The sequence below is a fragment of the Mobilicoccus massiliensis genome, assembly GCF_000826525.2.
GTDB classification, from domain to species: Bacteria; Actinomycetota; Actinomycetes; order Actinomycetales; family Dermatophilaceae; genus Mobilicoccus; species Mobilicoccus massiliensis.
In genome coordinates this window covers 456464-473071 of record NZ_LN651330.1, presented here as the reverse complement: position 1 = coordinate 473071, position 16608 = coordinate 456464, and the positions used below count along the sequence as shown (strand labels likewise).

General features: G+C 70.1%; 12 protein-coding genes and 1 tRNA gene. 4 read left to right on the top strand and 9 right to left on the bottom strand.

The features are described from left to right. Positions 1–54: 54 nt before the first annotated feature. From BN1197_RS11940 to benA, 8 genes are all read right to left on the bottom strand, one after another. Positions 55–1035: a ribose-phosphate diphosphokinase gene (locus BN1197_RS11940; protein WP_040159969.1), complete on the bottom strand. Its 981-nt coding sequence runs from the start codon at positions 1033–1035 to the stop codon at positions 55–57. After that, complete coding sequence (locus BN1197_RS11935) at positions 1032–2126, bottom strand: bifunctional UDP-N-acetylglucosamine diphosphorylase/glucosamine-1-phosphate N-acetyltransferase GlmU (protein ID WP_052466643.1); 1095 nt, start codon at positions 2124–2126, stop codon at positions 1032–1034. Before BN1197_RS11935 ends, BN1197_RS11940 begins: the two co-directional genes overlap by 4 nt. A gap of 142 nt (positions 2127–2268) precedes the next feature. Further along, positions 2269–3543, bottom strand: a complete 1275-nt coding sequence (locus tag BN1197_RS11930) for a benzoate/H(+) symporter BenE family transporter (protein WP_052466639.1) — start codon at positions 3541–3543, stop codon at positions 2269–2271. After that, positions 3540–6257, bottom strand: a complete 2718-nt coding sequence (locus tag BN1197_RS11925) for a LuxR family transcriptional regulator (protein WP_052466638.1) — start codon at positions 6255–6257, stop codon at positions 3540–3542. The genes BN1197_RS11930 and BN1197_RS11925 overlap by 4 nt, the downstream gene beginning before the upstream one ends. Further along, the gene (locus BN1197_RS11920) at positions 6254–7648 is read right to left on the bottom strand and encodes an MFS transporter (protein WP_245851912.1); all 1395 of its coding nucleotides are present in this window, start codon (positions 7646–7648) and stop codon (positions 6254–6256) included. Before BN1197_RS11920 ends, BN1197_RS11925 begins: the two co-directional genes overlap by 4 nt. A gap of 258 nt (positions 7649–7906) precedes the next feature. After that, positions 7907–10696: a benzoate 1,2-dioxygenase electron transfer component BenC gene (gene benC / locus BN1197_RS11915; protein WP_040160275.1), complete on the bottom strand. Its 2790-nt coding sequence runs from the start codon at positions 10694–10696 to the stop codon at positions 7907–7909. A gap of 25 nt (positions 10697–10721) precedes the next feature. Further along, a complete protein-coding gene (benB, locus tag BN1197_RS11910; RefSeq protein ID WP_040159967.1) occupies positions 10722–11258 on the bottom strand; it encodes a benzoate 1,2-dioxygenase small subunit in 537 nt (178 codons plus the stop codon). 16 nt (positions 11259–11274) lie between these two features. Continuing rightward, entirely contained in the window at positions 11275–12672 is a 1398-nt protein-coding gene (gene benA, locus BN1197_RS11905) for a benzoate 1,2-dioxygenase large subunit (protein ID WP_052466636.1), read from the bottom strand. A gap of 233 nt (positions 12673–12905) precedes the next feature. On the opposite strand from benA, the gene BN1197_RS11900 reads away from it, so the two are divergent. The 4 genes from BN1197_RS11900 (at position 12906) to catC (ending at position 16482) form a co-directional block, all read left to right on the top strand. Continuing rightward, positions 12906–13805 (top strand): LysR family transcriptional regulator, encoded by a 900-nt coding sequence (locus BN1197_RS11900; RefSeq protein WP_040159965.1) that lies wholly within the window; start codon positions 12906–12908, stop codon positions 13803–13805. Between the two features lie 132 nt (positions 13806–13937). Further along, entirely contained in the window at positions 13938–15137 is a 1200-nt protein-coding gene (locus BN1197_RS11895; RefSeq protein WP_082043851.1) for a mandelate racemase/muconate lactonizing enzyme family protein, read from the top strand. A gap of 98 nt (positions 15138–15235) precedes the next feature. Further along, the gene (gene catA / locus BN1197_RS11890) at positions 15236–16096 is read left to right on the top strand and encodes a catechol 1,2-dioxygenase (protein WP_040159963.1); all 861 of its coding nucleotides are present in this window, start codon (positions 15236–15238) and stop codon (positions 16094–16096) included. Between the two features lie 95 nt (positions 16097–16191). Next, a complete protein-coding gene (gene catC, locus BN1197_RS11885; protein WP_040159961.1) occupies positions 16192–16482 on the top strand; it encodes a muconolactone Delta-isomerase in 291 nt (96 codons plus the stop codon). Between the two features lie 15 nt (positions 16483–16497). On the opposite strand, the gene BN1197_RS11880 is transcribed toward catC, so the two are convergent. Continuing rightward, positions 16498–16576 (bottom strand) — tRNA-Gln (locus BN1197_RS11880). Between the last annotated feature and the right edge of the window lie 32 nt (positions 16577–16608).

Sequence of the window (16608 nt, the reverse complement as noted above, 5' to 3'; positions counted from 1 at the left end):
CGCCGGCCGCCCAGAGGCGACCGGCGGATTCGGCCAGGTGAGGAGCGAGGCGCGTCAGTGCGACGGTTCGAACAGACTCGTCACCGAGCCGTCCTCGAAGACCTCGTGGATGGCCTGGCTGATGAGGGGGGCGATCGAGAGCACCGTGAGCTTGTCGAACCGCTTCTCCTCGGGGATGGGCAGGGTGTTGGTGACGATGACCTCACGCGCCGAGGAGTCGCGCAGCCGTTCGATGGCCGGGCCCGAGAAGATCGGGTGGGTGGCGGCGATGACGACGGAGTTCGCCCCGTCCTCCATGAGTGCGTCTGCCGCCTGGCAGATCGTGCCGCCGGAGTCGATCATGTCGTCCACGAGGATGCATGTCTTGCCCGCGACCTCGCCGACGACCCGGTTGGCCTTGCTCTGGTTGGGTGCGTTGATGTCGCGGGTCTTGTGGATGAACGCGAGCGGGGCGTCGTCGAGCCGCTTGCTCCACTGCTCGGCCACCTTGATGCGGCCCGCGTCGGGCGAGACGATCGCGAGGTCCTCGTCGCCGTAGTGCTCGGAGACGTAGTCCGAGAGGATGGGCAGCGCCTGCAGGTGATCGACCGGCCCGTCGAAGAAGCCCTGGATCTGGGCGGTGTGCAGATCGACGCAGATGAGGCGGTCGGCCCCGGCGGCCTTGAACAGATCGGCCATGAGACGGGCCGAGATCGGTTCGCGGCCGCGGTGCTTCTTGTCCTGGCGGGCGTAGCCGTAGAACGGGCAGACCACGGTGATGCGCTTGGCCGACGCCCGCTTGAGCGCGTCGACCATGATGAGGTGCTCCATGATCCACTCGTTGATCGGAGCGGTGTGACTCTGGATGACGAACGCGTCGGAGCCACGCACCGACTCCTCGAAGCGCACGTAGATCTCGCTGTTGGCGAACTCGTAGGCGGTCGTGGGCACGAGGCCGATGCCGAGCCCGGAGGCGACCTCCTCGGCGAGCGCGGGGTGGGCCCGGCCCGAGAGCACCATGAGGTTCTTCTCGGTGGTGCGTTTGATACCGGTCATCGCAGGTCCTCCGTGGCGGCGAGGTCGGTGAAGGGGGGAACGTCGGCCGCCGCGTCGACCGTGGAGCCGGGCCGCAGGTGGACGAACGGGCCGACGTCTGCGCCGGCGCCGACCTCGGTGAGGCGCGCGTGGGTGCGCACGAGGCGCACGTCGTCGCCGACCTCGACGTCCTCGAGCGTGGTGTCGGGGCCGATCTCGACCTTGGCGCCGATCGTGGAGGCACCGAGCACCTGGGTGCCGGGCAGCAGCCGGCAGTCACGGCCGAAGGAGACCTCGGCGTCGACCTGCGTGGTCGCCGGGTCGACGACCGTGACGCCCTCGCGCATCCAGCGCTCGAGGATGCGGCGGTTCATCTCCTCCCCCATGCGCGCGAGCTGCACGCGGTCGTTGACGCCCTCGGTCTGCCAGAGGTCGTCACACACGTAGGCGGCGACGCGGCGACCCTTCCGGCGCGCGATGCCGAGCACGTCGGTGAGGTACTTCTCGCCCTGCCGGTTGTCGGTGCCGACCTCGGCGAGGGACTCGCGCAACAGCACGCCGTCGAAGGCGTAGATGCCGGAGTTGATCTCGCGGATCGCGCGCTGCTGGTCGGTGGCGTCCTTCTGCTCGACGATGCCGACGACGTCACCGCTCTCGTCGCGCAGGATGCGGCCGTAGCCCGTCGGGTCGTCGACGCGCGCCGTCATGACCGTGACCCCGTTGCCGCCGGCGTCGTGCGCGGCGACGATCGCCTGCAGCGTCTCGCCGGTGAGCATCGGCACGTCGCCGTACGTGACGAGCACCGTGCCCGCCAGGTCGCTCGGCAGCGCGTCGAGACCGCACTCGGTGGCGCGGCCGGTGCCGGGGATGTCGTCCTGGTCGGCGACGACCGCCTGCGGAAAGTGCTGTTCGACGTGGGAGGCGACGGCCTGACGCTGGTGGCGGACGACCACGGCGAGGTGCGCAGGATCACACGCCTGGGCCGCGACGAGCGCGTGTGCGAGCAGGGAACGGCCGGCCAGCGGATGCAGGACCTTGGGCAGGTCGGACTTCATCCGGGTTCCGGCGCCCGCAGCGAGGACGACGACGGCGGCGGGGCGGGTGGGACTCACGCAAACTCCCAGAGAGATGCTCGTCAACGGCGATCGCGGCGGATCCCGGCGACCGGGTGCCATGCTAGCCCGCCACCTGGCCCCGGCCGCACACGCCGTCGACCGGCCGTCCGGCGACGCGCGCCACGATCGTCGCCGATCGTCATCGGTCGGCCGGAGCGGTCTCGAAGTCGCCGGGCTCGAGGACGCGGGAGACGAGGTAGCCGGTGATCACGCCCCAGAACGCTCCCCCGATCCCGAACACCGTGAGGTCGGCGACGGTGACGAGGAACGCCACGAGGGCGCCCAGGGTGTGCCGTGCGGCGAAGGCCGCGACGAAGGCACCCTGCAGTGCCTTGAGCATGGCCACCCCACCGAGGACGGCGATCCACGCCGGCGGCATCGCCAGCATGAACGTCACCAGGGTGGGGGCGGCGAGGCCGACGACCATCGCGAGCACGCCGCACGTCACGGCCGCCGTGTACTGGCGTCGGCGCTCCCCCGAGGCGACGAGAAGGGCGTTGGTCGGCCCGGTCAGGCAGGTGGAGACGGCACCGAGAGCGGCGGCCGGCAGCGAGACGAGGCCGCACAGCACGGTGGCGACGTTGACCGGGGGGCGGTGGCCGGCGTTGGTGAGCACCGCCACGCCCTGACCGTTCTGCACGACGATGACCGTGATCGCCAGGGGCAGGACGAGTTCGGTGAGCGCGGCCAGGGAGAACGTCGGCGTCTGCAGCACCGGTTGCGCGAGCCCAGGGGTGATCTCGGTGCTGAGCCCTCCGGTGAGCAACACCGCCGCCACCCCGACGACGAGCGTGCCGAGGACCGGCGGCAGAAAGCGACCCAGCGGCCCGGGGACGCTCAGGGCGACGAACGCCAGCACCATCGGCAGCGCGACCCACGGCGCGCTCTGGATCGAATCGACCAGGCCCAGACCGAAGCTGAGGAACACGCCCGCCACCATCGCCATGACGATGGGCATCGGGAGCAGGCGCATGACCTTGCCCACCCAGCCGGTCAGGCCGAGCAGGAGGATGAACACGGCTGTGACGACGAACGCCCCGAGCACGTCGCTCCACGGCAGGTGCCGCAGCGAGGTGCCGACGACGACGGTGCCGGGGATCGTCCAGAAGAAGCCCAGCGGTTGCCGGTAGACGATGCTCGCCACGACGGTGAGCAGGCCGTTGAGGAAGAAGACGGCGAAGATCCACGAGCTCAGTTGCGCCGGGCTGAGGTTGCCGGCCGAACTGCTCGCGAGGATGACCGCGAGTGGGCCGGTGGCGGCGAACACGAGCGCGACGACGGCGTTGGCGATGTACGTCGGACCGATGTCGCTTCGCAGGTCCGCCGGGCTCGCCGGTCGCGTACCGGGCCGTTCGAGGTGCGCGGCGGCCGGGAGCAGGCGTGATCGCTGTTCCGAACTGCGGGTCGAGGTCACGAGTCCCCCTCAGGGCAAGGGTCGGCGCCCGCGCCCTCGTCGGCGCGCTCGGCGGCGACGTGGGCGGCCAGCTCGGAGCGGGAGCGCAGGCCGAGCTTTCCGTAGACGCGGGTCAGGTGGTACTGGACGGTCTTGACGGAGATGTACAGCTCACCGGCGACCTCCTTGTTGGTGCGCCCGGCGGCGACGAGGTCGACGACGGCCGTCTCCTGGGGAGTGAGCTGCCCGCTCGCGGCGGCGCCGCGCGGTCCCGGCCCGGTGGCGCCTGTTCCAGCGGCCTTGAGTTCGCGGTCGCAGCGGGCGATGTACGTCTGCGCGCCCAGCGCGGCGAAGGCGTCGCGGGCTGCCCGCGTCATCTCCTCGGCTTCTCGTCGTCTGCCGGCCCGCCGGAGGGTCTGGCCGTGGACGAACCGCAGGCGCGCCCGTTCGACGGGCATGGGCAGGGCGCGCAGCAGCGTGTCGGCGCGGGCGAAGGCATCGACGGCGGCGTCGATGTCGCCCCGCATGCCGTGGAGTCGGCCGAGGACGATCTCGCTGCGGGCGATCGCGCTCCGACGGCCCTGCCGGGTGGCGACCTCCAGGGCCGCCTCGAGGACCTCCCGGGCCTCCTCGGGGCGATCGGTCATCACCAGGGCGTCGGCGTAGACGTCGACCCACGGCCAGAAGCCGGGATCTCGCTCGGGATGGGCGGCGAAGGCGTGCGCCACCGGCTGCAACGCGCGCGTGACGGCGGCGTGGTCACCGCGACATTCGGCGACCTGGGCGTGGGCCAGGGCCGAGGGCAGGAGCATGACCGTGTAGTCGTGATCGGCGGCGAGTCCGGCGTCCAGGTGCATGCGGGACCGGTCGTCGTCGCCGCGGTAGGCGTGCACGACGGCTGCCGGCCAGTGCACCAACGGGCGGAGGAGTTCGTGGCCCGTGCGTTCCACGGTGCCGGCGGCCCGGTGCGTCACCTCCAGGCACTCGTCCCATCTCCCCAGGACGAACAGGGTGCGCGCCAGCCACGCCTGCGCCCACAGAGTGATCCGCACCGACCCGAAGGAGTAGTCGTTCGACATCGCGCTCTCCAAGGCGGTGCGCGCGGCGAGCGGGTCGTCCATGGCCAGGGCGAGCCACCCGTGCCCCATCGTCACGCGCTGGGCCTGGGCGATCGCGTCGGTTCGGTTGGCCACGGACTCGACGGCGGTGAGGGCCTCCGTCCAGCGACCGAGCGCGCCGTAGCCGAGTCCTCGGATCGCGGCGGCCTCGGTGGCGTGCACCGACCCGGGTGCGAGTTCCGCACAGCGATCGGCCCAGTCGAGGAGGGCTCGACCGTCGCCGAGCGCGAGGTTGTGCAGGACCATTCGAGTGCACACCAGCGCGGCCAGGTCCGGGTCGGCGCCCCCGGAATGCGGTTCGCCGACCTCCGTCCAGGCCCGCGACAACCACGTGCGGGCGTCGTGACGCCGCCCGCGCAGGATCGACAGGTAGCCCAGGATGGCGTCGGTACACGCGGACCGCGGAAAACTCTCCAGCTCGGCCACCAACTCCTCCGCCTCCGGCAGGCGGCCGGCGCCCACGAACGCGTCGACGGCCGAGGTGAGATGCCGGGCGCGGTCGCTGCCCACCGCCACTCGCGCGGCGTCGGCGTAGGCCTGCGCCGCCTGATCCCATTCACCGACCGCTCCTCGCGCCTTCGCATGCGCGGCCAACTCCACGGCCAGGCCGGCGTCGGGACGGAGGCTCGCCTCCACGAGGTGACGCAGACGCGCACCGGGGTCGGTGACGTGCCCGGCGGCTCGGCGGTGCTGCTCGCGGACACCCGTCGGGCCCGTGAGGTCGGTGACCGCCAGGCCGTACATGGGGTGGGTGAACGCGACCGTCGTGCGTCCGCGGACACTGCCGGCCGTGACGGCCCCGGCGAGGATGAGGTCGTCGATCGCGGCCGGATCCACGCCGGCGAGGTGCGCCGCCTGCGAGAGGTCCGCACGCTCCCCGAGGACGGCCACCGCCTGCAGGAGCGCCCACGCCTCGGGTCGGACGGTGTCCCGCACTCCGGCGATCCGGTCGCGGTGCCGCCGGGTGGGTCGGAAGGCCGGGTGACGGTCTCTCCACACCGGCCGAGGCGATTCACGGATCAGGTCGAGGACGTCACCGGGCACACCCCCGGTGAGAGTGTGCGCAGCCCGGACGGCCGTCTCACCGGCCCACGCGACATGGGCGCGGACCAGGTCGCCGGTGTGCGCCACCGACAGGCCTTCGAGGCCGATGCGGTGGACGTCGGGGAGGTCGATCCGCGGCTCGGGCCGCGCGGCGACGACGACCCGGGTGGTGGGAGTGAGCAGTGCCGCGGCCTGGACCGCGGCGAGCGTCGTCGGATGCACGGAGTGCCCGGCCTCGACGAGGACGACGCGAGGCTGCGGCCGGCCCCACGCCTCCACGAGCGCACGGGCGACGGTGTCCACGCTCGCGTCGGGGTCGAGATCGGGCAGCCATCGCGCGAGCACCGAGTGGGGGTGTGCGAGATCGACGTCTTGCCCGACCACCTTGACGATCCCCTCCGGTGTGGCGCCGGTGATCATCCTCAGCGCCGTGTTCACCAGCGCCGTCTTGCCCGCGCCCTGCGGCCCCTCGATCAGGACGACCGAGGGACCGCAGGGGTCGACGAGCCGAGCGACGATGTCGTCGAGTTCGCGACGCCGGCCGATGAGGGTCTCGGCGACATCGAAGATCATCGCGTCACGGTAGCGCCCGGGTCGGTCATGCCCACGGTGGTCGAGGTCGGCGCGAGCCTGTCAGCCGGCATCTCGAGCGCGGGCTGCTCGCCCGCCGGCCCCAGCGGGACGGCTCCGGCGTCCGGGTCGACCACGGCGGACTGCTCGGCCCGGCGTGCCGGCCGGGGCAGCGCGGTGACGATCGCACCGAACACGGCAGCGACCGCGAAGAGCTGGAACGCCTGGCCGATCCCGATGCCGGCACCCATGAGCATTCCACCCACGAGCGGGCCGACGATGCCGCCCAGGCGACCGAACCCGGCGCACCACGCCACACCGGCACCCCGCGCCCGGGACTCGTAGAAGTTGGCGACGAAGCCGTACACGAGCACCTGCGTGCCGATCGTGCCGACACCGGCCACTGCGACCAGGGCGAGCAGGACGGGAAACGGGAAGCCGAGCGGCAGCGCGACGAGGGCGACGGCGGCCATGACGAAGGTCCCCGAGATCACCCACTGCGGACCGACGCGCTCGGCGAAGCTCGACGCGCTCACCGCGCCGACGATCGCTCCGAGGTTGAGCACGAGGAGGAACACCAACGAGTAGCTCGGGCCGAAGCCGTTCTGGCCCATGATCTCCGGCAGCCAGGTGTTGAGTCCGTAGGTGAGCAGCAACCCCGAGAAGCTCATGAGCCCGAGGAAGACGGTGGGCAGGAAGTACTGCTTGCCGACGAGGGCACCGAACCCGGCGCGCTCGCCCGGGCCCGCCGAGACGCCGGCCTGAGCGTGCTCGACCAACGGGACACCGGTGCGCTGCGCGGCGGCACGGGCCTCCTCGACGCGACCGCGGGACTGCAGCCACAGCGGCGACTCCGGCAGCTTGGCGATCGCCATCGGCAGCAGGAACAGGAACGGCAGCGCACCGAACCAGAACAGCGGACGCCACCCGAACTGGTCGCGGACGGCCAGAGCCAGCAGCGACGCCATGACACCACCGGCCGGCACGCCGCAGTAGACGATCGCGTTGTACACGTGGCGGCGGCCCGGCGGAGCGAACTCGGCCACGATGGCCCCGGCCGTGGCCACGAGGGCACCGACGCCGATGCCGGTGAGGAACCGCAGGATGCCGAAGGCCAGGGCGCTCGTCGCGAAGGTCGTGAGCCCCATGCCGATCGAGAACCAGGCGATGTTCACGATCATGAGCCGGCGGCGGCCGATGATGTCGGAGACGGCGCCGGCGATCAGCGCACCCACCAGCACCCCGACGAGCGCATAGCTGCCGAGCTGGCCGGCGAGTTCGGGCGTGACCCGGCCGAGTTGGCTCGGATCGCGCAGGAAGAGGGGCACGACGGTGCCGTACACCACCAGGTCGTAACCGTCGAAGAGCATGGCGAGGGCGCAGATGGTGACCACCCACCGGACCGTTGAGGCCCGTGTGCGGTCGTCCGGGGCGACGCTGCCCCGGGCGGGCGAAGAGGACATGCGGGATTCCTTGTCGGGAGAAGGGTTGTGAGCTGATGAGGCCGCCGCCGGAGGGTGCGGGCCGCCGCCTCTGTGAGGGAATGGGGCGAGGGAGGTGGTGTGCCCGTGGCGGGCGCCGCCGCGACTCGTCACCGAAGCCGGAGCGGAAGGGACCGGATCGAGGTGACCCGAGCCGAGGACGGGGTCTCGTCAGCCGAGATCTCCACCGGCGACCGGGAGCACCGTGCCGGTGATGTAGCTGGCCTCGTCGGAGGCGACGAAGCACAGGGCAGAGGCCTGCTCGTCGAGCGTGCCGTAACGCTTGAGCAGCGAGGACGACACGGTCTGGTCGACGATCGCCTGGTACCAGTCGAGTTCCTGCTCTCCCTCGGGGGCGGGCCCGCGCGGGATGCGCCGCGCGGGCGCGTCGGTGCCGCCGGGAGCCGTGGCGACCACGCGGATCCCGTGCGGTGCGAGTTCCAGCGCCAGCGACGCCGTGATCGCGTTGACCCCGCCCTTGGCGGCCGAGTACGGCACCCGGTGCACACCGCGGGTGGCCACCGATGACACGTTGACGATGACGCCCTGGCCCTGCTTGACCATCTGCTCGGAGGCGGCGCGGCAGCCCCACAGCGTCGGGTACAGGGACCGGTTGATCTCCGCCTCGATCTGATCGGCGGGGTACTCGTGGAACGGCTTGGCCCAGATCGTCCCACCCACGGTGTGGATGGCCACGTCGAGCCGCCCGAACTGATCGACGGCGGCGGCCACGGCCGCCTGCGCCCCCTCGTAGGTCTCGAGGTCGCCGACGACGGACGTCGCTTGCCGGGCCGCGCTGCGCAGTTCTTCGGCCAGGCCGTCCACGAGCTCGCTGCGGTCGGCGAGGACGACGCGGCCACCTTCGGCGCTGATGCGTCGCGCCGTGACCTCGCCGATCCCCTGAGCGGCACCGGTGACGAGGACGACCTTGCCCTCGAACCGACCGGGCGTGATGAACGCGGGCGTCACCCGGAGACCGGCATCGGCCATCGCGCGGCGCATCGTCGTCTTGCTGCGCTGCGCATGCTCGATGACGAGAGCGCGAACCCGCTCGCGGTCACCGCCCTCGAACGCCTCGACGATCTTGACGTGGTCGTGGGCGACCTCGGGGTCGCACCACGTCGCGTTGCGCAGCACCTCGGCCATGTGCCCCTTGACCCCGAGCGCCTGGTAGGCCTGCAGCAGGTGTTCGTTGCCGGTGAGTGTGAACAGGTACTCGTGGAACGCGGCGTTGGTCTCGGTGTAGGCGGCGGGGTCGACGAAGCGCTCGCCCTCGACGTAGGGCAGGGTCGCGTCGGCGAGCAGCCGGTACCCAGCGAGCTGGGACGACGACAGGCGTCCGACGGTCAGCTCGACGGCACCGAGTTCCAGCGCCTGGCGGGCGTCGAACACCGCGTCGGACTTGGTGATGTCCGGGTGCTCCTCGCCGATCTCGTAGCCGCCCGCGCCGATCGCCGCAGGACGTCCGCTCACCGGCGTGGGCGCCGCCGCGACCCGGGGCGAGGGCTCGACGAGCGGGTCGACGTCCGCGGTGGGTACCGCGAACACCTGCCCGGTCACGGAGGTGCCGTCGTCGTGCAGGAGCAACGCAGTGCCACCGGGCACCGAGCCGCGCCCCACGACGTCGTCGCTCTCGGCATCGAACCGCTCGCCGAACGCCTGGCCGGCGATACGGGAGGCGGTGTCGGCCGTCTCGAGCTCGGCGTCACCGGCCGGAGCGCCCAGCGGCTCCATGTCGATCTCTCCGAAGAGGTCCTGACCCGCGATGCCCGAGGCGCGCTCGAACACCGTCAGCTCTGACTCGCCCCCGGCTCGGACGATCGGCGCCGACGAATCCGGCGCCTGCGACGTCACCTGGTCGGCCTGCTGCTCCGCGCCGGCACTCTCGACGGTGTCCGTGTCGTCGACAGCCGCCTGCTCGTCCGCGGTGACCGAGGTGGACGTCGAAGCGGCGGCCCCGGAGAGCGCGAACTTCTCGTAGTAGAAGCCGCCCGGCTCCATGCCGTTGTCGGAGAAGTGCGTGCGCACCGCCTCGACCATCGCCGGGGGGCCGCACAGGTACACCGTGCCCTGACCGTCGTGCAGGTGCTCGGACGCGATGAGGGCCGTGACGTAGCCGATGTTCCGCGCCGAGCTCCCCTTGTCAGCGACGCAGTAGTCCCACGTGAACGACTCGAGCTTCGAGCCGAGCTCCTCAATGGTCTCCAGCTCGATGACGTCGTCGTCGGTGGTCGCGCCGTAGATGAGGTGCACCGGGCGGGTGCTCTCCTGCGAGACCAGACGCCGCAGGATGGACAGGATCGGCGCCAGACCGGTCCCGCCGGCGAGCAGCAGCAACGGCCGCTCGCCCTCGCGCAGGAAGAAGCTACCGTTCGGGCCGGTGAACGTGACCTCGTCCCCCTCGGCCGCCCGCTCGGTCAGGTACGTCGACATCACCCCACCAGGGGTGATCTTCACGAGAAAAGTGAGCTCATCCTCGTCCGGCCCGTTGCTGAACGAGTACGAGCGGGTCTCCTGGGTGCCGGGCACCGAGAAGTTGATGTACTGGCCCGGCAGGAACGCGAGCTCGTCGCGGTCGGGCGTGGTCACCGTGAGCGCGAACGTCGTCGGCGACAGCCTCTCCAGCCCCGTGAGAGTGCCGGTGAACGTGGCGGCGCGTGTCTTGGCCACCGCCGACGTCGAGGCGATCTGCAGCACGAGATCGCTGGTCGGTTTCATCTGACACGGCAGGCAGTAGCCCGACTCCGCCTCGTCCTCGGTGAGGGCGTCCTCGATGTAGAACCCGGGGTCGTACTCGCCCGCCTCGCAGAACGCCTTGCACGTTCCGCAGGCCCCGTCGCGGCAGTCCAGCGGGATGTTGATGCGCGAGCGGTAGGACGCGTCCGCGACGGTCTGGCCCTCCGCACAGGTGATGAACTTCGTGACCCCGTCCTCGAAGGACAGGGCGACCTGATGACTCATGATCACTCCTGACGCGAGGGGGTCCTCAGATGTGGTACACGTCGACGACGTGGTGGATGTAGTCGTTCTTGAGGACGACGGTCTTGCGCCGGATCAGCGGGGATTCCCCGGAGAAGTCGATCGTGTAGAACGACGTGCCGTAGTAGGGATCGACCGTGTTGTAGCGGAAGTACATCGTGTGCCAGTTGAACCGCACGCTGACGATGTCGCCGCTGCGCTCGATGACCTCCACGTTGGTGATGTTGTGGCTCGTCCGCGGCTCGGGGATCGAGGTCGCCGAGCTGCGCTCGGTGCGAATACGGAAGACGCGGTCCTCGAGGCCACCCTTGTTCGGGTAGTAGATGAGCGACATCTCCCGCTGCGGGTCCTGGGTGAGCTGGTCGTCGTCGGTCCAGCACGGCATCCAGAACACGACGTCGTCGGCGTAGCAGGTCAGCCACTTCTCGAACTCGCGGTCGTCGAGGTAGCGCGCCTCTCGGTAGAGGAACTGCTCGATGGTGTGCTGGTCGATCGTGGCGTTGCCGGCCGTGGAGGCGGCGGGACGTTCGGTGGTGGTCGTCATGATGTGGTCCTCCTCCTCATGCGCTCGCGTCGGCGGTCAGGTCACCGGGCTGATCGGCCCGATGGGCCTCCTCGGCCTCCACGGCCTTGCGCATGGTCTCGAGCCAGTAGCCGTGCTGGACGGGATAGAGGCCCTCGTCCTCGTTCTTGGCGCCGGCGGAGATGACGTTCTCCATGTCGAGGGACCTGGCCACCTCGTCGGGGCCGGTCAACCAGTGCTCGGCGCCACGGGACATGTCGTTCCACGGCGCGGCCTGAGCACGGAAGGTGAGCTGGCAGGAGCGGAACTCCTCCAGGTCGTCGGGGGTCGCCATGCCGGAGGCGTTGAAGAAGTCCTCGTACTGGCGGATGCGCCACGCACGCGACTCGTCGGACTCGCCCTTGGGGGCGATGCAGTAGATCGTCACCTCGGTCTTGTCCGGCGCGATCGGGCGGAAGTGCCGGATCTGCGTGCTGAACTGGTCCATCAGGTAGACGTTCGGGTAGAGGCACAGGTTGCGCGACCCCTTGACCATGAACTCGCCCTTGGCGTCACCGTACTTGTCCTTGAGGCGGTCCATCTGGTCCCAGAGCGGGCGGTCCTGCGGGTTGCCGGCCCACGTCCACAGGCAGAGGTGCCCGTTGGGGTAGCTCCAGTAGCCACCGCCGGACTTGCCCCAGGTGCCCGCGTCGACCGTCTTGGTCGTGTTCTTGGACTCGCCGGTGTTCCGGCGCGAGGTGGTCGCCGCGTAGTTCCAGTGCGTGGCGGTCACGTGATAACCGTCGGCGCCGTTCTCGGCCTGCACCTTCCAGTTGCCGTCGTAGGTGTAGGTCGAGGAGCCGCGCAGCACCTCCAGGCCCTCGGGTGACTGGTCGACGAGCATGTCGATGACCTTCGTCGTGTCGCCGAGGTGTTCCTCGAGCTCGGGCGAGTCCGGGTTGAGGCTGCCGAAGAGGAACCCGCGGTAGTTGGCGAACTTCGCGACCTTGGTGAGGTTGTGCGAGCCGTCCACGTCGAAGCTGTCGGGATAGCCCGCCCCCTCGGGGTCCTTGACCTTGAGCAGAGTGCCGTCGTTGCGGAACGTCCAGCCGTGGAAGGGGCAGGTGAGGGTGGACCGGTTGTCGGTCTTGCGGCGGCAGATCATCGCGCCGCGGTGGGCGCAGGCGTTGATGAGGCAGTGCAGCTCGCCGTCCTTGTCCCGGGTGATGACGATCGGCTGCCGGCCGATGTAGGTCGTGAAATAGTCCCCGGGGTTGGCCATCTGGCTCTCGTGGGCCAGGTAGATCCAGTTGCCCTCGAAGATGTACTTCATCTCGAGTTCGAAGATCTCTTCGTCCGTGAAGATGCGGCGGTTCGTCCGGTACACCCCCGCGTCCTTGTCGTCGACGACGGCGTCGGCGAGAACCTTGCGTGCGACATCCAGCGTGCCGGTCATGGCGACTCCTCGTTGAGTGCGTTCTGTGTTCGGCCCGAGTGCGGTGAAGCGGTCGAGTTGCCCCGACCCTGCCAGGCAGACGCCCTCCGCCACACTGGGCAAATGCCTAGCGATGACCCAGGGTGCAAGATTTTCAGTAGATTCATCCCGCCGTCTTGAGACGCTACAGGTCTCAATCAGCCGCTTTGACGAGCAATAAGACGTGACCAGGCGGCAAGCAATACGCTTACGGTATGGATCTGCGACAGCTGCGCTACTTCGTCGCCGTGGCCGAGGAATGCCATTTCGGGCGGGCGGCCCAGCGCCTGCACATGGCCCAACCTCCGCTCAGCCAGGCCATCCGCCGGCTCGAAGAGGACCTCGGCGTCGAACTGCTCGAACGCACCACCCGCCGGGTGGCGCTCACCCCGGCCGGCGAGCGGTATCTCGAGCGGGCCCACGCCATCCTCGCCGACGTCGAAGCGGCCAACCGCGAGGCCACCCGGGTCGCGGCCGGCGAGGTGGGCCGAGTGGTGCTCGGCGTCGTGGGCTCGGTGACGTACGCGCTCCTGCCGTCGCTGGCCCGTCGCCTGCGCGAGGAGTTCCCCGACATCGATTTCGAGTTCACCGGCGAGATGCTGACCCCCGATCTCATGACGTCGCTGCGCGACGGCACCGTCGACATCGCCCTCATGCGCACCCCCGCCGACACCCGCGGCCTGCTCGCCCGAGCCTTGCGCAGCGAGCCCCTGATCGCGGCCCTCCCGGCGGCCCACCCGCTCACCGCCGACGACGTCATCGACCTCGAAGACCTCCGAGACGAACCCTTCGTCACCTACCCCTCCCAGCACCGCTCGGTCCTGTACGACACGGTGCTCACCGCGTGCCAGGCCCGAGGGTTCAGCCCCCGGCAGGTCGCCCAGGTCGCGCAGACCTCGACGCTGCTCGTGTTCGTGGCCGCCGGCATCGGCGTGACCGCGCTGCCCGCCTCCTCGCGGCGACTGCGGCTCGAAGGCGTGGAGTTCCGCGAGATCGCGAAGGCGCCGACGGTCGAACTCGCCGTGGCGTGGCGCCCGGGCGCCTCCGCCTCCACCCAGCGGGTCGTCGATCGGATCACCGCACTCGTCGCCGGAGACGCGTCCGACGCGCCATAGATTCAGACGTTGCTGCGATCAATTCACTCAGAATAAGTATTTGTTCGTATCAATCAGCGCGATTAGCGTGGCACGTGTTCGAGGACGAACACGTCTCCTCGGCACACCCGACCCCCGACCGAAGGAGACGCCGTGACCGCCCTCCATGGCACCACCGCCGAGAGTCCCGGGGCCGCGCAGTCCCTCACCGACGGCGATCGCGACGAGCGTCGTGACGTCGCGGGTGACCTCGAGATCATCGCGATCGAGGCGATCCCCTTCTCGATCCCCTACGCCAAGCCCCTCGCATTCGCCAGCGGCGCGGTGCACGTCGCCGACCATGTGCTGGTGCGCGTGCACACCGCCGGCGGCATCGTCGGGACGGCGGAGGCCCCGCCCCGGCCGTTCACCTACGGCGAGACCCAGGGCTCGATCATCGCGGTCGTCGACGGCATCTTCGCCGACCAGATCATCGGCACCTCGGCCCTCGCCCGCGAAGCCATCCACGCCCGCCTCCACCGCACCGTGGGCAACCCTGCGGCGAAAGCGGCCATCGACATGGCCTTGTGGGACGCCATCGGGCAGCGTCTCGGCGTGTCGGTCACCGAACTCCTCGGTGGATACGGCACGGGCATGCGCGTCAGCCACATGCTCGGGTTCGACGAACCACAGGCCATGGTGGCCGAGGCAACCCGCATGCGGGAGACCTACGGCATCTCGACCTTCAAGATCAAGGTCGGCCGCGCCCCCTTCACCCTGGACGTCGCCGTCTGTCGCGCCCTGCGCGAGGCGTTCTCCGACGAGGTCGAGCTCTACGTCGACGGCAACCGCGGCTGGAGCCCGGCCGACGCCGAACGGGCCATGCGCCAGATGGCCGACCTGGACCTGCTGTTCGCCGAGGAACTGTGTCCGGCCGACGACGTCCTCGGCCGACGGCGGCATACCCGCACCAGCCCCGTGCCGGTCATCGCCGACGAGAGCGCGACCACCCCCGGCGAGGTGACCCGCGAACTGCTCGGTGGGTCGGCCGACGCCATCAGCATCAAGACCGCACGCACCGGTTTCACCACCTCCCAGCGGATCCTCCACCAGTGCGAGGGCATGGGGGTGGAGGTCGTCATGGGCAACCAGATCGACGGCCAGATCGGCACGGCGTGCTCCGTCACCTTCGGAGCCGCGCACGAACACACCAGCCGTCGCGCAGGAGAACTCAGCAACTTCCTCGACATGAGCGACGACCTGTTGGCCGAACCGCTCACCATCTCCGGCGGCGTCCTGCCCGTCCGCACCGGGCCCGGACTCGGGCTCGTCATCGACGAGGACAAGCTCGCCCACTACCGCATCGACATCTGATCCGACCGACCACAGCATCCGCTGGGGTCATCCGCACCGGGCGGCGACCACGCCGCACCCATCGACCGGTCGCACCGTCGCGACCGGAAGGAGGAGACATGACCGTCCAGAACGAGAAGCTCGCAGCCCGCGCGGCCGACTCGGGCGCCAACGCCACCGCCGCCTTCCGCAAGACCCGCCAGGGTTCGGCCCTCCAGGTGCCGCCGGAGCGCGTCAGTGCGATGGCCAACGAGGCGCTGCAGGCGATCCACGAGGTCGCCCGCCGGCACAAGATGACCTACGACGAGTACCGCATCCTCAAGGACTGGCTGATCAGCGTGGGTGAGGACGGCGAGTGGCCGCTCTTCCTCGACGTGTGGTTCGAGCACGTCATCGAGGAGATCAACACCTCTCACCGCACCGGCAACAAGGGCACCATCGAAGGTCCCTACTACGTGCCGGACTCCCCCGAGATGGGCTCGCACGCGACGATCTCCATGCGTGCGGACGAGAAGGGCGAGGCCCTTCGCTTCCAGGGCCAGGTTCGCTCCACCGACGGCTCCCCGCTCGGCGGCGCCAAGGTCGAGCTGTGGCACGCGGACGCCGACGGCTTCTACAGCCAGTACGCCCCGGGCCTACCGGAGTGGAACCTGCGCGGCACCTTCACGGCCGACGAGGAGGGCCGCTTCCAGATCGACACGGTACTGCCCGCCCCCTACCAGATCCCGACCGACGGCGCCTGCGGCAAGCTCATCGCCGCCGCCGGATGGCACGCCTGGCGTCCGGCCCACCTGCACCTCAAGGTGGGTGCACAGGGCCACGAGCAGCTCACCGCCCAGCTGTACTTCCCGGGCGACCCGCACAACGGCGACGACATCGCCTCGGCGGTCAAGCCCGAGCTCATGCTCGACCCGAAACCGGCCGACGGCAGCGCGGGCAAAGTCGTCGACTACGACTTCGTGCTCGACCCCGCCTCCTGATCCACCCCGACCGGGTCCGTCGCCCCCTGGCGTGGGCCCGGTCGGCACCTCCCGCCACGACTCGCGACCCGATACCCGAAAGTGCAGGTACCCCCGTGTTGTTCGCCGTCAAGATGGACGTCGCCCTTCCCCACGACATGGATCCCGACCGCAAGGCCGAGACCCTCGCCAAGGAGAAGGCCTACTCCCAGGAGCTGCAGCGAGCGGGTGAGTGGGTCAGCATCTGGCGCTGCGCCGGCAAGTACTCCAACATCTCGATCTTCGATGTGAAGGACAACGAGCGTCTTCACGAGATCCTGTGGAACCTGCCGCTGTTCCCCTTCATGACCATGGACATCACCCCGCTGGCCACCCACCCCAGCGACATCCACGCCGACCAGGGCTGATCCGGCTCGATGAGGCTCCCCGGGTAGGAATCGAACCTACGTCGCTTGTCCTGATTCAAAGTCAGGCGGGCCCTGCCAGCAGACCAACCGGGGATCGCCGCCCTCGCAGGCGCGCGCCAACCCAGG

Coding starts and splice junctions, on each gene's coding strand:
- benA (WP_052466636.1), bottom strand. CDS start 12,672: ATGACCGGCACGCTGGATGTCGCACGCAAGGTTCTCGCCGACGCCGTC.
- catA (WP_040159963.1), top strand. CDS start 15,236: ATGACCGTCCAGAACGAGAAGCTCGCAGCCCGCGCGGCCGACTCGGGC.
- benB (WP_040159967.1), bottom strand. CDS start 11,258: ATGACGACCACCACCGAACGTCCCGCCGCCTCCACGGCCGGCAACGCC.
- benC (WP_040160275.1), bottom strand. CDS start 10,696: ATGAGTCATCAGGTCGCCCTGTCCTTCGAGGACGGGGTCACGAAGTTC.
- BN1197_RS11940 (WP_040159969.1), bottom strand. CDS start 1,035: ATGACCGGTATCAAACGCACCACCGAGAAGAACCTCATGGTGCTCTCG.
- BN1197_RS11925 (WP_052466638.1), bottom strand. CDS start 6,257: ATGATCTTCGATGTCGCCGAGACCCTCATCGGCCGGCGTCGCGAACTC.
- BN1197_RS11900 (WP_040159965.1), top strand. CDS start 12,906: ATGGATCTGCGACAGCTGCGCTACTTCGTCGCCGTGGCCGAGGAATGC.